Here is a 14,200-nt window from a genome sequence, read left to right as displayed (position 1 = left end):
CCCGCCCGTGCGGCCTGATGCGACGGCCCGCACAGCGCGCGTGAACCTGCAACCGAACGACGTGCGCAAGAAGCGCACGCGATGCCGCGCACAGGCCGAGCAAGGCGCCTGAGCAAGCCACACGACGCGCATGAAGATCGCGCAGCGCCCGTGCAGGCCCGCCCGGTCCGGCCGGGCAGGCGGCGCGGGTAAGGAGCGTACGACGCGCGCAGGCCCGCGCGGTGCGGGCGAACCACACCCACGCAGGCACAAGCGCTCAGGCCCGGACAGTGCGGGCTAGGCGTACCGGGTGAGCCACTCCGCGACGATCTCGCCCACCCGGGCGGGGTTCTTGTTGAGGTCGTGGTTCTCCCCCGGCAGCACCACCAGCCGGGCCGCGTCCTCCGCATCGGGTATGCCGAACGGGTCGCGATCGCCGTTCACCACCAGCACATCGACCCCGGCCTCGCGCAGCTCGTCGGCCCGTGAACGTTCCGGCTTGCCCGGCGGGTGCACCGGGTAGGCCAGCGCCACCACGGTGACGGCGCCGACGGCCTTGGCCGTACGGCAGGCCAGCCGCGCGCCGTTGCTCCGCCCGCCCTGCACCAGCGGCAGCCCGGGAAAGCGCTCGCGCAGCGCGTTCACCACGCTCTCCCACGCCTCGTCCTGCGCAGCCGCGGAGCCGGGCGCCCGCGCCCCCGCCACCCGGAACGCCTGCGTCACCCGCGCCACCGTGGCCCCCACCGCCAGGGCCGCATCGCGCACGGCCAGCAGATCGGGCGAGTCCACGCCGCCGCCGGCGCCGTGGGTCATCACCAGCAACAGCCTGGGGTCCTCGGCCTCGTCGATCTCGGCCATCGCCGGGCCTCTCGGGGTCATCACCTGCATGGCAGCACCGTACCTCCGGAGGATCACGCCCTACCTCTCAGGTGGGATGACGGCGTGCCACGGCCCGTGGATGATAGATCGCATGTCAGACAAACGCCTCAGGGACGACCTGCAGGCCACGTTGGACGCCCGGCGCGACCTGGGCCCGGAGTACGAGGCCGCCCTCATCGACTCGTTCATGGAGCGTCTCGACGCCACGATCGCGCACCGCGTACGCGCCGAGCTCGACCGCCACGAGCCCGCGCCGCAGGGCAAGCGGCAGAGCCCGGCCGGGCCGATGGTCGCGATCGTGATCGGCTCGCTGGCCCTCAGCATCCCGCTGACCGGCATCGCGGTCGCGAGCGCGGGCGCGGGCGGCCTGCTGATCACCTGGATGGCGATCGTCGCGATCAACGTGGCGGCCGCCGCCGTGATCATGCGGCGCCGCTGACCGGCGCGGCGCCCAGGCGACGCGATCCGCCAGCGCGTCAGGTGTCGCGGTGGTAGCGCAGGCGTACCTCGGCGGCGAGCGTCTCGTCCTCGTGCTCCAGCCCGTACGTCCACACCCGCTCGGCGTCCTCATTGCGCCCGCGCAGCGGCAGCGTGCGGGCCAGCAGCTCGATGGCCAGGGCGCTGGTCTGCGGGTCGGCGCCGCCTTCGACGCTCTCGGCGAACTCGGCGCAGGCGAGCTCCAGATGCGCGATGCCGAGCTGCACCCGCAGCCCGGGGATCTCGTCTTCCGGGGCGAACTCCAGAGCGTCGAGCAGCACCTCGGCCGCCGCGCCCGGCTCGCCGTGCTCGACCATCAGATCGGCCAGGCGCTGGGCGGCGTGCGCGCCGATCCGCGCGTCTCCGGCCTCGACGCCGGCCTGCATGGCCTCGCGCAGCTCCTTCTCGGCCTCGGCCAGGTTGCCCTCGCGGACGGCGAGCCTGGCCAGCCCGAGGCGCGCGAGCGGCACGTACGCGGGCGTCCCGACCCCCAGCACCGCCTGCCAGGCGCCCCTGGCCTGCTCGTCGCGCCCCTCGCGCTCGAACCCCTGGGCGAGGTGGCAGGCGGCCTGGGCGGCGTATTCGGGGTGTCCTGTGGCCAGGGCGGTCCTGGCGGCCCGCCGTGCGGCCTCGACGTCGCCGCGCTGCTCCAGGACCACGGCGAGGCCCACGGCGGCCTGGGCGCGGTCGGGCTCGTCGGGATCGTCGGCCAGCTCGCCGAGTATCGCCGCCGCCGCGTCGAGTTCGCCGCGTTCGGCCAGGCGGCGGGCGGTGTCGAGGGGCGAGGTCTCCAGTTCTGAGGACGTCAACGGAGCTCCTTGTGGGGACGGTCGGCCCCGAGCCTAACGACTTCCGTCGATCATGTCTGCTCACTTGACGCCGAAGGACTGGCGGGCTCGCCGGCGGGGCGCGGGAGCGGCCGCGCATGCCGGAGGGCGGGCTCGTGCGGCCCGCCCTCCGGTCTCCGCTCAGTCCTCGTACGCCTCCAGCGGCGGGCAGGAGCACACCAGGTTGCGGTCACCGTACGCCTGGTCGATGCGGCGCACCGGCGACCAGTACTTGTTCTCGCGCAGGGACGCCACCGGGTAGGCGGCCTCGCTGCGGCTGTAGGGGTGCGTCCACTCGTCGGCGGTGACCGACTCGGCGGTGTGCGGGGCGTTGCGCAGCGGGTTGTCGGTCTTGTCGTACTCGCCGGAGGCGACCTTCGCGATCTCGCCGCGGATGGCGATCATCGCGTCGACGAACCGGTCGAGCTCGGCGAGGTCCTCGCTCTCGGTGGGCTCGATCATCAGCGTGCCGGCCACCGGGAACGACATGGTCGGCGCGTGGAAGCCGTAGTCGATGAGGCGCTTGGCCACGTCGTCCACGGTGACGCCGGTCTCCTTGGTGATCTGCCGCAGGTCGATGATGCACTCGTGCGCGACCAGGCCGCCGCGGCCGGTGTAGAGCACCGGGTAGTGCGGGGCCAGCCGGCGGGCGAGGTAGTTGGCCGACAGGATGGCCTGCTGGGTGGCGGCGGTGAGGCCGTCGGCGCCCATCATCCTGACGTAGGCGTACGAGATGGGCAGGATGCCCGCCGACCCGTACGGCGCCGCCGAGACCGGCCCGACCGGGGTGCCGCCGCGCAGCGGGTGGCCGGGCAGGTAGGGGGCGAGGTGGGCGCGGACGGCCACCGGCCCGACGCCGGGCCCGCCGCCGCCGTGCGGGATGCAGAAGGTCTTGTGCAGGTTGAGGTGGGACACGTCGGCCCCGAACTCGCCCGGCTTGGCCAGGCCGACGAGCGCGTTGAGGTTGGCGCCGTCGACGTAGACCTGGCCGCCGGCCTCGTGCACCTTGGCGCAGATCTCGGTGATGGCCTCCTCGTACACGCCGTGCGTGGACGGGTACGTCACCATGATCGCGGCGAGCGCGTCGCGGTGCTTTTCGATCTTGGCGTCGAGGTCGGCGAGGTCGACGTTGCCGTCCTTGTCGCAGGCCACGACGACGACGCGCATGCCGGCCATGACGGCGCTGGCGGCGTTGGTGCCGTGAGCGGACGACGGGATGAGGCAGACGTCGCGCCGGTCCTCGCCGTTGGCGCGATGGTAGGCGCGGATGGCCAGCAGGCCCGCGAACTCGCCCTGGGAGCCGGCGTTCGGCTGGATGGAGACGGCGTCGTAGCCGGTCACCTCGGCGAGCCAGCTCTCCAGCGTGCCGATCAGCTCGCGGTAGCCCTCGGCCTGCGACTCGGGCGCGAACGGGTGGATGGCGGCGAACTCCGGCCAGGTGATCGGCTCCATCTCGGTGGTCGCGTTCAGCTTCATCGTGCAGGAGCCGAGCGGGATCATCGAGCGGTCGAGCGCGATGTCCTTGTCCTGGAGCTTGCGCAGGTAGCGCAGCATCGCGGTCTCGGAGCGGTGCTGGTGGAAGACCGGGTGGGTCAGGTAGTCGCTCTCGCGCAGCAGCGAGGCGGGCAGCGCGTCGGGGGCCTGCTCGGGCTCGATCGCGTCGCCGGTGACGCCGAACGCGGCGCGTACGGCGGCCAGCTCGGCGGCGCCGGTCTTCTCGTCGCAGGCGACGGAGACGTGGTCGGCGTCCACCTGCCAGAGGTTGATGCCCCGCTCGGCGGCGGCGGCCACGACCTCGGCGGCCCTGCCGGGCACGCGGGCGAGCACGGTGTCGAAGAACTCGCCGTGCACGACCTCGATGCCGGCGCCCTTCAGGCTCTCGGCCAGGGCGCTGGCCTGGCGGTGCACGCGGCGGGCGATGCGGCGCAGGCCCTCGGGGCCGTGGTAGACGGCGTACATGCTCGCGATGACGGCCAGCAGCACCTGGGCGGTGCAGATGTTGCTGGTGGCCTTCTCGCGGCGGATGTGCTGCTCGCGGGTCTGCAGGGCCAGCCGGTAGGCGGGGTCGCCGTCGGCGTCCACGGACACGCCGACCAGGCGGCCGGGGAGCTGGCGCTGCAGCCCGTCGCGTACGGACATGTAGGCCGCGTGCGGACCGCCGAAGCCGAACGGCACGCCGAAGCGCTGGGAGGAGCCGACGGCGATGTCGGCGCCCAGCTCGCCGGGGGCGGCGATCAGCGTGAGCGCCAGCAGGTCGGCGGCGGCCACGACGAGCGCGCCCTTGTCGTGCGCGGCGGCGGCGACGTCGCGGAAGTCGCGCAGCCGGCCGGAGGCGCCCGGGTACTGCACGAGCACGCCGAAGCACTCGGGCAGCTCACCGTCGAGCGAGTGCTCGACGAGCGTGATGCCGAGCGGCTCGGCCCTGGTGGCGAGCACGGCCTTGGTCTGCGGCAGCGCGTCGGCGTCCACCACGAACACGTTGCTCTTGGACTTGCCCGCCCGGCGGGCCAGCGTCATGGCCTCGGCGGCGGCGGTGCCCTCGTCGAGCAGGGACGCGCCGGCGACGGGCAGGCCGGTGAGGTCGGAGACGACCGTCTGGAAGTTCAGCAGCGCCTCAAGGCGGCCCTGCGAGATCTCCGGCTGGTACGGCGTGTAGGCGGTGTACCAGCCCGGGTTCTCCAGCAGGTTGCGGCGGATGACGGCGGGCGTGACGGTGTCGTAGTAGCCCAGGCCGATCATGGAGGTGAGGACCTTGTTGCGGCCGGCCAGAGCGCGCAGCTCGGCGATGGCCTCGGCCTCGCCGATCGCGGCGGGCAGCCGGAGCCGGTCCTTGGCCCTGATCGACTCCGGGACGGCCACGGCCACGAGGTCGGCGACGGACTCGAAGCCCACGGCCTCGAGCATGCGCTGCTGCTCGGACTCGGAGGGGCCGATATGCCTGGACGAGAACGGCGGAGCTGACAGATCGGTCATGGTGTGCCTCCCGAGGCTTTCGGAGACCGGCGCCGGGGCGCGGGCGAGTGCCGGATCTCCCCCTCTGTCAGCGCGGGCCACGCGTTGCGCGGCGCCACGACCTGAGAGCTTCACCCTGACGCAGGGCTTGCACCGTCGGTGAGACACGCCTGGCGGGCGCGCCTGCTTTCCAGAGTCGCCTCGCCCGAGCGGTACCGGTTGCCTGAGAGATTCCGGGGAGGGTTGCTCCTTCGGCGCCCTGGGCACGGTGCCCGGGGACTCTCCCGCACGGGGTCGTCAGCTTTGCTGTCCTAGATTACTACGTTAGGCCGGGATTGCCGTGCACCGCACCACGCGTGAAGGGCGCACTTCACCGCAGGTCCGGCGGTGAGGGCCTGATGGCGTGGTGACGCTGTGCCGCCTCTCCGCTCCCCTGCGTGCCCCGCCCCGGGCGGCGTTCCCCCGGGTGCGAGCGGTACGGAAGTGATCAGGTCAGCCGATGCGGCGGGCGCGCCGCCTGCGGGCCAGTTCGTCAGCGGGGTGGTCGGCCGGGACGGTGTCCTCGACCGCCGCTCGTTCCCCCGGCAGCTCCGCGAGGGATCCCTCGACCTCGCGCCAGACCCGGCCGAGCGCGATGCCGAACACGCCCTGCCCGCCCTGGAGGAGGTCTATCACCTCGTCGGCCGAGGTGCACTCGTAGACGCTGACGCCGTCGCTCATGAGCGTGATCTGGGCGAGGTCGGCGACCCCGCGGTCACGCAGGTGCTGGACGGCCGTACGGATCTGTTGCAGCGACACCCCGGTGTCGAGGAGCCGTTTGACGACCTTGAGCACCAGGATGTCGCGGAAGCTGTAGAGCCGCTGTGAGCCCGAACCGTGCGCGGCCCTGATCGTGGGCTCTACCAGGCCCGTGCGCGCCCAGTAGTCGAGCTGCCTGTAGGTGATGCCGGCGGCGGCGCAGGCCGTGGGCCCGCGGTATCCGATGTCACCCGGCAGCGCCGTCGGCTGCTCGTCGAAGAGCAGTCCCTGCTCTCCGGCACGCTGCCGCGCGCTCTCGCGCCGCACCGGATCTTCCTGGCCGGCCGTCTTTCCCTCGCCGCTGCTGACCGCCACGCGGACCTCCGGCTTTCTCTCATCCCGTGGCCTGATCTGGGGGTTCGTAAAGGGCGGCCACGGGTTTCACTTGCACCGTAGGACCGTGACCATGCTCAGTCAACGATCCGGCTCGGCGCGTCGTGAAGCGTAAATGCACTGAAATACCTACCCCGCCCTGCCGAAGTCTTCAGGAGTGATCGTGTCAAGGAACTCCCTGAACTTCTCCACTTCGTCCTCCTGGTCGTCCGGAATGATCACCCCGGCCTCCTGGACGACCTCTTCGCTGGCGAAGATCCGCGCCCCCGTACGCAGGGCGAGCGCGATCGAGTCGGACGGCCGCGCGCTCACCTCCACGCCGTTGGAGAACACCAGGTCGGCGAAGAAGATGCCGTCGCGCAGGGCGACGATGTTGACCGCTCGCAGGCCCACACCCAGGGCGCTCAGCACGTCTCGGAAGAGATCGTGGGTGAGCGGCCGCGGCGGCGGCTCCTCAGCCTGGGCCAGTGCGATGGCCGTGGCTTCGGTCATGCCGATCCATATAGGAAGGAACCGCTCCCCGTGTGCCTCCTTGAGCAAGACGATCGGCTGATTTGTGGGCATTTCAACTCGAACGCCCACGACCTCCATCTGCAACACGGGCTGCTCCGTATTCCTGACCGGTCACCCGGCACAGCTTGTGAACATCGCTTCTGCTGACTGGTTCCTGCAATTCAACGTAACACCCGGTGGGCCCGGAATGTGCCCTCGCCTCCCAGCTCGCTTCGTCGTCAACGACCCAGGACCGACCGCACCTCCGTGCGCACAAGGGATGCGTGCAGGTCGAGCAGAAGATTCGACAGCTCGCGGGCGACCTCGTCGGCCTCTCCGATGGCTCCAGGGCGGCGCCGCTTGAGTATCGGGGCGACCGTCTGCTCGACCAGCCCGGCCTCGCGCTCGGCCGCCGCCTTGACCGCCCGCAGATGCCGGGCGTGCAGGCCGAAACGGGCCAGGGCGCCGACGGTGCGGGCGATCTTGAGCGCCTCCTCGTCGTAGCGCCTGGCCACCGGGGCCAGCAGGCCGTAGTCCTCCAGCTCGGTGAGCGTCTCGTCGTCGATGCCCGCCCTCTCGAGCAGCTCGGCCCGGCTGAGCTTGACCTCCTGCGCCTGCTGCACCGCGCGCGGCCGGCCGAAGCTCTCGGCCATCTTGTCCTTGATCACGCGCAGCGGCAGGTAGTGGTCGCGCTGCTCGGTCAGGATGAAGCGCAGTTGCTCGACGTGCAGGTGGGTGAACTTGCGGAAGCCGGAGGGGCTGCGCTCGGGCTCGATCAGCCCTTCGCCCTCCAAGAACCTGATCTTGGAGATCGTCACATCGGGGAACTCGCTCCGCAGGAGCGCGAGCACCTCCCCGATGCTCATGTGCGAGCGTGCCGCCTGTGAAGTCATACGCCGGAGCTGCCCCGCATCAGGAAGAGAAGGCGAAACTTGCCGATCTGCACCTCGTCGCCCGAGTGCAAGGGTACCTCCTCGATACGCTCGCGGTTGACGTACGTGCCGTTGAGGCTGCCCACGTCGCGCACGGAGAACTGACCGCCCGGGTGGCGGTAGAACTCGACGTGGCGGCGGGAGACCGTGATGTCGTCGAGGAAGATGTCGCTCTCGGGGTGGCGCCCCGTCGTCGTCAGGTCTTTGTCGAGCCGGAAACGGCTCCCCTGGTTGGGGCCCCTGGTCACGGTGAGCAACGCCGTGCCGGGCGGAAGCTGCTCGACGAGCGCCCGCTCGGCCTGGAGCATGTCGCCTGTCTCAGCCTCGTACGCCTCGATTCCCGCTATGGAGATCGTCGAGGTGGTGTCCCCGGAGACCTCGTGTCTGGTCAGCGGCGACCCACAACGGGAACAGAAACGGGCATCCTCGGGGTTGGCGTGCCCGCACTGCGTGCAGTAGACGCTCGGCATCGATCGGCTCGGCCTCCTACCGCGAAGACGCGGCGACGGTGCTCTGGGCGCGCCTCGCTTCGCTATTTTCACGTTTGCGAATGCCGCAACTTACGCTGATCAGCGGCAAAGGTCAAGGCGGGGCGCTGCACTGTGGTTCGGACGCAGATAAAGTTACCGCCGCCCCCGCCCCGTGGTCCATGCCGCCGCGCGTTTCTACATTACGATCTTGCGGCACTCTCTGGGCACGTCATCGGCAAACCCTTTCCGTTGACTCTGCGTGACGGGCTCAGCCCGCCGCCCGCTCCACGACCCGCGCCCAGCGTTCGAGCAGGGCCTGGGCGCCGTCCAGATCCGCCGCCTCCGCCCACAGGTCGGTGACCGGCTCCGTGGCGGCCGGCAGCACCAGCACCCAGCTGCCGTCGTCGCGGGCCACGCGCACACCGTCGGTGGTGTCGACGCGGTGCCCGTCGGGCTCGGCCTCGGCCGCCTCGATGACCGAGCGCATGACCGCTCCCTTGGCCGCCCACGGCGTGGGCACCGACCGCCTGAGCAGCCTTGCCTCGGGGATCCTCGCGTCGATCTGGCTGAGCGACAGCCGGGTGCGCGCCACCAGCCCGAGCAGCCGCATGAACGCGGCAAGCCCGTCGATGGCCGGGCTGAACTCGGGCACCACGAACCCGCCGCGCCCGTCGGCGGCGAAGATCATGTCGGGTCCCGCGGCGGCCGAGGTGAGCGCGTCGAGCGCGGTGGGCGTCCACTGCACCTGCACGCCGTGGAAGCGGCAGACCTGCTCGGCGACCCTGGTCGTGGTGACCGGCAACGCCACCTGGCCGCCCCGCCGTTCGGCGGCCACCAGGTCGAGCACGACGAGCAGGGCGCGTTCCTCACTGATGAGCTGGCCCTTCTCGTCCACCAGGGCGATGCGCTCCCCCACCGGGTCGAACCGCACCCCGAACGCCGCCCTCGACGAGCTGACCAGCTCCGACAGGCGCTGCAGGTCACGACGGCGCTCGGCCAGCGTCTCGGTGGGCGAGACGTCGTCGAGCCTGGCGTTGACCGTGAGCACCTCGACGCCGACCCTGGCCAGCAGCGTGGGCAGCACCAGCGACGAGGTGCCGCCCGCGCAGTCGACGACGACCTTCATGTCCCGCACGCCGCTCACGCCCACATGGCGCAGCAGCTCGTGGGTGTAGTCCTCGACCGCGCGCGACGGGTAGGTCAGCTCGGCGATCTCGCCGGGGAAGGCGCGGCGGAACTCCTGGCGGGAGAAGACCCGCTCCAGCTTGCGCTGCGCGGCGGGCGGCAGGTCGGCGCCCCGGTCGTCCATGATGACGATGTCGACGCTCTGCGGGTCGCCCGGAGTGGTGCGCAGCGCGATGCCGCCGGCCGCGGACACCCTGGCCGTGTGGAAACGGGTGACCGGCAGCGGGGCGGCCTCCAGGTCGAGGACGTTGATGGCGCCCGCGGTCAGCGCGCCGATGACGGCCCGCTTGAGCGCCCTGGCGGCCAGCGAGCAGTCGCGGGAGGTGACGACGTGCTCGCCCTTCTTCAGCGTGGTGGCGTACGCGCTGGCCAGGCGCACGCACAGCTCGGCGGTGATCTCCACGTTGACCAGGCCGCTGACGCCGCGCGGGCCGAACAGGTTGCGCTGGCCGCGCGACTCCCAGATGACGCTGGTGTTGACCACCGCGCCGGCCTCGATGGTCTTGAACGGATAGACCTTGACGCCGCTGGAGACGTACGCCTCGGCCTCGATGACGCATTCGTCGCCGATGACGGCGTTCTCCTCGATGCGGGCGCCCGCCATCACGTCGGTGCTCTTGCCGATGACGCAGCCGCGCAGGTGGGTGCCGGGGCCGAGGTAGACGTTGTCGTGGACGACCGCGCGGTGCAGGAACGCGCCCTCGCGGACGACCGCGTTGTTGCCCAGCACGGTGTACTCGCGCAGCTCGGCCCCCGCCTCGACCTTGGCGTAGTCGCCGATGAGCAGCGGGCCCTTGAGCACGGCGTCGGGATCGACGGAGGCCGAGTCGGCGACCCACACGCCGGGCGAGACCTCGAAGCCGCCGATGTCGAGCGCGACCCGGCCCGACAGGGCGTCGGCCTGGGCCTTGAGATAGCTGTCGTGGGTGCCGACGTCCTCCCAGTAGCCGTCGGCGACGTAGCCGTAGATGGCGGCGCCGCGGGCGAGGAGGGCGGGGAAGACGTCCGAGGACCAGTCGACGGGGCGGCCGGTGGCGACGGCGTCGAGGACCTCGGGTTCCATGACGTAGATGCCGGTGTTGACGGTGTCGGAGAAGACCTGGCCCCAGGTGGGCTTCTCCAGGAAGCGCTGGACCCGGCCCTCCTCGTCCACGATGATGATCCCGAATTCGAGCGGGTTGGGGACGCGTTTCAGGCCGATCGTGACTAAAGCGCCTTTTTCGCGATGAAAGCGGATCATCGCTGATAAGTCGATGTCCGTCAGGGCATCTCCGGAGATGACCAGGAAACGGTCGTCGCGCAGGCGGTCGGCGGCGTTCTTGACGCTGCCCGCGGTGCCGAGCGGCACGTCCTCGGTGGCGTATTGGAGGCTCATGCCCAGCTCGCCGCCGTCGCCGAAGTAGTTGCGCACGAGGGCCGCGAGGAACTGCAGCGTCACCACGGTCTCGGTGACGCCGTGCCGCCTGAGCAGGCGCAGCACGTGCTCCATGATCGGGCGGTTGGCCACGGGAAGCAGAGGTTTGGGCTGGTTGGCGGTCATCGGACGCAGCCGAGTGCCCTCCCCGCCCGCCATGACGACCGCCTTCACCCGATCATCCCCTTCTGGCCTCCGCCACGAGCTGGCGCACCTGGACGACATACAAGACGCCCGCCCACCAGTAGAGGCCGGTTCCCCAGAGCGCGAACGCCCACCCGACAATTCGTGCTATTTCGGCATACCACCCGGAGTGCGAGGCAAGGAAGAGGAGCGGGAAGGCGTACATGAGATTGAACATGGCCGCCTTGCCCAGGAAATGCACCTGAAGTGCCCTGTAGCCGTGTTTGCGAAGAACAGGGCCGAAACAGCCGACGAAGAGATCACGACCGAGCACGACCACGACCAGCCACCACGGGATCACGTCGCGCAGCAGGAGGGCGATGACGGTGGCGAACACGTACAGCTTGTCCGCGGCCGGGTCGATGAGCCGGCCGAGCCTGCTCGTCTGATTGAACGCGCGGGCGATCTTTCCGTCGAGCCAGTCCGTGAAACCGGCCACCGCGAGGATCCCGATGGCCCACCCGTCGGCCTTGGGCCCGAGCACCAGCCAGAAGAACACGGGCACGCCCAGGAGGCGCAGGAAGCTCAGCAGGTTAGGAACCGTCCAGATCCGGTCCTCGGCGGAAGTTTCACTCACGCAGGAGACCCTACTGCCTGGAACTCCGCCGCAGCGGTCCCCATCCGCCCGCCCTCCGGCCGCCTGTGAAGCTCCCTCCGGGCTTTGGAACGCGCCATCCGAGCAACGACACCGACCCGCCGGCCCGACGTGCCAGAGCGCCCCAGGAGCCCGCTGGACGGCGACGGGCTCGGACTCTGCCAGGACGAAGCTCCCCCTTGCCAGGCGCACGCCGACAACCGCCCTGTGTGCCTGGCTCGCGACCGCGGCCACGTCCCGACGGCCGGACCGCAAGGCAGGAACGGCATGCAGAGCCCACACAACGGGACTACGGAACACGGGGGCTGACGGGATTGCGCGACACGGAGGTCGGGTCGCCGCGCATGGCCGCCCTGAAGCCGGGCCGCGCCGCGCCGGGGGCGGCCGGGAAGCGAGACGCGTCGCGGCGGGCGCCCCGGAAGCGGGCTCCCGCTCGGCCGCGCGCAAGCCACCCTGGCGGGGTAACGGCCGCAGCCCCGGTGGACGGGCTACGGCCGGGGCGGGCCGCATGGTGCCGAGGGCGGCTCACGGCGAACCGCGTCGTGCCGGGAGCGTCAGGGGCGCTCCGAGCCGGGCGGGTCAGGTGTGGAGGAAGGCGTGGGTGCGGGCGACCGGGGTGAAGCCGAGGCGGCGGTAGAACTGGTGGGGCCAGTCGTCGGCGTCTGCCAGGAGGAAGATCAGGCCGCCCGTGCCGCTGCCGGTCTTCACCTCGGTGTTCTCGCCGGGCTCGCCCGCCCCGGCGGCGGAGTACCCGACGGGCTCGCCTGCACCGGCGGCGGAGTTCTCGACAGGCTGGCCCGCCCCAGCGGTAGGGCTCCCGACAGGCTCGCCCGTGCCGGCGATGGGGATCCCCTCGGTCGCACCATGCCGCGCGTTCGGGGTGTCCGCGGGTGAGGTGCCGGATAGGAGGGTGGCGGCCTCTGCCAGCAAGGCGGTCATCAAGGTTCTGGCGTGGCCGGAGCCGCGGTGGGCAGGGCTGGTGAAGACGTTCTCGATCTGGGCGACGCCTCCATGAACGTACAGGTCGGCGCGAGCGGCCACCTCGCCGTCCGGCGCGCGCACCCCATAGAAGCGGACAACGTCGGCCCCGTCCAGGCGGGTTTCGACGCGGCGGGCGAGGCCCTCGATCACGTCGTCCGGTGCCTGCGGGAGCGTCTGGCGCCAGTCGCGGCGCAGCACGGGGATGAGCTCGGACAGCTCCAGCCGCTCGACCGGGGGCGGCGACTCGGGCAGCTCGCCGTGGTAGGTCATCACGAACGTCGTCTCGCGCTCGTAGCCGGCGTCCTCGAACGCGGGCGCGCAGGCGGTGCCGAGCCGGTCGTCGTCGACGCATATCAGGCGGTAGGCCCGCGTGGCCAAAAGCTCGTCGGCCGCCTTCAGCAGGAGCTCGGTGGCCCGGCCGGGGTCCGGGTCGGGGGCGGTCGTGACGATCAGCTTGTTGTCGTCGTACGAGCCGGGGTAGCGATCGTCGAGCACCGCGAAACCGCCCGGCGCGGGCAGCACGCGGGACGCCCGGCGGCGGGCGAAGCCGTGCAGGAAGCCGAGCACCCGTGCCAGGTCATCGGCCTCGTGCGGGGCCGGCGAAGCGACGGCGATTTGCGGGCCACGAGAGAGGGGGGTGTCAGGCATCGAGATCCCGTACTGCCTTGAGGAACGCTCTGATCAGGTCGGAGTCCTTCTTGCCCGGCGCGGTCTCGACGCCGCTGGAGACGTCGACGCCCCAGGGCTCGGCGGCGGCGACCGCCTCGGCGACGTTGCCGGGCGCGAGGCCGCCGGCCAGCATCCACTGGCCGGAGGGGCGCCCGCGCACGGCCGCCCAGTCCCACGGCTGACCGGAGCCTGCGTGGGGCGCATCGACGATGAGCAGGTCTTCGTCGTACGCCCCGCAGCGCAGGTCGGCCTGGGCGTCGACGGCCCTGATCAGGCGGACCCCGAGGTCTTTGAGTGCGGTGAAGTCGCCGTGCGGGTGCTTGCCGTGGAGCTGGACGGCGCGTACGCCGGAGGCCAGCGCCGCCTCGCGCACGGTCTGCGGGTCCTCGCCGCGGAAGACGCCGACGGTGAGGACGTGCGGCGGGACGAGCGCGGCCAGCTCGGCCGCCCGCTCGGGCGTGATGCGGCGTGGGCTCTTGGTCATGACGAATCCGATGGCGTCCGCGCCGGCCTCGACGGCGGTCGCGACGTGTTCGGGCTCGCTCAGCCCGCAGATCTTCACGTACACGCCTTCGACCTTAGCGGCGCCAGGTGGCTGACGGTGACAACCAGACCCAGAACAGCAGCGCCAGGATGAGGACGAGGAGGATCACGCCGCTGGGCGGGTGCGCGACCGGCAGGGTGACGTGCTGGGCGAGACCGACGGCGAACAGCGCGATGCTGCCCAGCGCGGGCCCGCCCGCCCCGCCACCGGGCCGCCAGAACAGCACCGCGAGCACGATCTGCACGAACGCCACGACGTGCACGACCATCCCGGCCATGATGTGGGCCTCGGCCATCGCCGCGTTCCCCGCGGCCTGCCCGGCGAACGCGGCGGCCACGAGGAGCGCCGCGGCCTGCGCGGTGACGGCCAGGCGCAGGCCGTACAGCAGGCCGGCGGAGATCCTGCCCGCCGCGCCGTCCGGCCGGGCCCGGGCACCGAGGGTCTTCTGCATGGCGGGTCCTTCCGCTGCCGCGATCGATGTGCGTTCACA

At 71.5% G+C, this 14,200-nt stretch carries 13 protein-coding genes and 1 riboswitch; of the genes, 1 reads left to right on the top strand and 12 read right to left on the bottom strand.

Annotation, left to right across the window (positions count from 1 at the left end):
• Positions 1 to 276: 276 nt before the first annotated feature.
• Positions 277 to 867, bottom strand: a complete 591-nt coding sequence (locus tag ACFMQL_RS31265) for an alpha/beta family hydrolase (protein ID WP_364052936.1) — start codon at positions 865 to 867, stop codon at positions 277 to 279.
• Between the two features lie 82 nt (positions 868 to 949).
• Here ACFMQL_RS31265 and ACFMQL_RS31260 point away from each other — a divergent pair, with 82 nt between their 5' ends.
• Positions 950 to 1,297 carry a hypothetical protein gene (locus tag ACFMQL_RS31260; RefSeq protein WP_364052939.1) on the top strand — a complete coding sequence of 116 codons (348 nt, stop codon included), beginning with the start codon at positions 950 to 952 and terminating at the stop codon, positions 1,295 to 1,297.
• Between the two features lie 37 nt (positions 1,298 to 1,334).
• On the opposite strand, the gene ACFMQL_RS31255 is transcribed toward ACFMQL_RS31260, so the two are convergent.
• The 11 genes from ACFMQL_RS31255 to ACFMQL_RS31205 all read right to left on the bottom strand — a co-directional run bounded on the left by ACFMQL_RS31255 (position 1,335) and on the right by ACFMQL_RS31205 (position 14,161).
• Positions 1,335 to 2,144: a hypothetical protein gene (locus tag ACFMQL_RS31255; RefSeq protein ID WP_364052942.1), complete on the bottom strand. Its 810-nt coding sequence runs from the start codon at positions 2,142 to 2,144 to the stop codon at positions 1,335 to 1,337.
• 159 nt (positions 2,145 to 2,303) lie between these two features.
• Positions 2,304 to 5,135, bottom strand: coding sequence for an aminomethyl-transferring glycine dehydrogenase (gene gcvP, locus ACFMQL_RS31250; RefSeq protein ID WP_364052945.1), 2,832 nt, complete (start codon positions 5,133 to 5,135; stop codon positions 2,304 to 2,306).
• Between the two features lie 179 nt (positions 5,136 to 5,314).
• A riboswitch (glycine riboswitch) is annotated at positions 5,315 to 5,411 on the bottom strand.
• 195 nt (positions 5,412 to 5,606) lie between these two features.
• On the bottom strand, positions 5,607 to 6,227 hold the full coding sequence (locus ACFMQL_RS31245) for a MerR family transcriptional regulator (RefSeq protein WP_364052948.1): 621 nt from the start codon (positions 6,225 to 6,227) through the stop codon (positions 5,607 to 5,609).
• A 147-nt stretch (positions 6,228 to 6,374) separates the two neighbouring features.
• Positions 6,375 to 6,845, bottom strand: coding sequence for a bifunctional nuclease family protein (locus ACFMQL_RS31240; RefSeq protein WP_090771501.1), 471 nt, complete (start codon positions 6,843 to 6,845; stop codon positions 6,375 to 6,377).
• Between the two features lie 131 nt (positions 6,846 to 6,976).
• Positions 6,977 to 7,603 (bottom strand): MerR family transcriptional regulator, encoded by a 627-nt coding sequence (locus ACFMQL_RS31235; RefSeq protein ID WP_364052951.1) that lies wholly within the window; start codon positions 7,601 to 7,603, stop codon positions 6,977 to 6,979.
• Positions 7,604 to 7,626: 23 nt separating this feature from the next.
• Positions 7,627 to 8,139: an FHA domain-containing protein gene (locus tag ACFMQL_RS31230; RefSeq protein WP_364052953.1), complete on the bottom strand. Its 513-nt coding sequence runs from the start codon at positions 8,137 to 8,139 to the stop codon at positions 7,627 to 7,629.
• Positions 8,140 to 8,407: 268 nt separating this feature from the next.
• Complete coding sequence (locus ACFMQL_RS31225) at positions 8,408 to 10,912, bottom strand: mannose-1-phosphate guanyltransferase (RefSeq protein ID WP_364052955.1); 2,505 nt, start codon at positions 10,910 to 10,912, stop codon at positions 8,408 to 8,410.
• A 4-nt stretch (positions 10,913 to 10,916) separates the two neighbouring features.
• Entirely contained in the window at positions 10,917 to 11,498 is a 582-nt protein-coding gene (locus tag ACFMQL_RS31220; RefSeq protein ID WP_364052958.1) for a CDP-alcohol phosphatidyltransferase family protein, read from the bottom strand.
• A gap of 597 nt (positions 11,499 to 12,095) precedes the next feature.
• Positions 12,096 to 13,145 (bottom strand): GNAT family N-acetyltransferase, encoded by a 1,050-nt coding sequence (locus ACFMQL_RS31215; protein WP_378788346.1) that lies wholly within the window; start codon positions 13,143 to 13,145, stop codon positions 12,096 to 12,098.
• Positions 13,138 to 13,734: a phosphoribosylanthranilate isomerase gene (locus ACFMQL_RS31210; RefSeq protein ID WP_364052964.1), complete on the bottom strand. Its 597-nt coding sequence runs from the start codon at positions 13,732 to 13,734 to the stop codon at positions 13,138 to 13,140. The genes ACFMQL_RS31215 and ACFMQL_RS31210 overlap by 8 nt, the downstream gene beginning before the upstream one ends.
• Positions 13,735 to 13,744: 10 nt before the next feature.
• Positions 13,745 to 14,161, bottom strand: coding sequence for a hypothetical protein (locus ACFMQL_RS31205; protein WP_364052967.1), 417 nt, complete (start codon positions 14,159 to 14,161; stop codon positions 13,745 to 13,747).
• Positions 14,162 to 14,200 lie beyond the last annotated feature (39 nt).

Source organism: Nonomuraea fastidiosa (assembly GCF_042751225.1).
GTDB classification, from domain to species: Bacteria; Actinomycetota; Actinomycetes; order Streptosporangiales; family Streptosporangiaceae; genus Nonomuraea; species Nonomuraea fastidiosa.
The sequence above is the reverse complement of the archived record's forward strand: the minus strand, read 5'-3'. Positions and strand labels throughout refer to the sequence as shown.

Bases quoted from the DNA above. Each gene is read 5' to 3' on its own strand.
- ACFMQL_RS31215 (WP_378788346.1), bottom strand. From the start codon at position 13,145: ATGCCTGACACCCCCCTCTCTCGTGGCCCGCAAATCGCCGTCGCTTCG.
- gcvP (WP_364052945.1), bottom strand. From the start codon at position 5,135: ATGACCGATCTGTCAGCTCCGCCGTTCTCGTCCAGGCATATCGGCCCC.
- ACFMQL_RS31230 (WP_364052953.1), bottom strand. From the start codon at position 8,139: ATGCCGAGCGTCTACTGCACGCAGTGCGGGCACGCCAACCCCGAGGAT.
- ACFMQL_RS31235 (WP_364052951.1), bottom strand. From the start codon at position 7,603: ATGAGCATCGGGGAGGTGCTCGCGCTCCTGCGGAGCGAGTTCCCCGAT.
- ACFMQL_RS31265 (WP_364052936.1), bottom strand. From the start codon at position 867: ATGCAGGTGATGACCCCGAGAGGCCCGGCGATGGCCGAGATCGACGAG.
- ACFMQL_RS31205 (WP_364052967.1), bottom strand. From the start codon at position 14,161: ATGCAGAAGACCCTCGGTGCCCGGGCCCGGCCGGACGGCGCGGCGGGC.
- ACFMQL_RS31260 (WP_364052939.1), top strand. From the start codon at position 950: ATGTCAGACAAACGCCTCAGGGACGACCTGCAGGCCACGTTGGACGCC.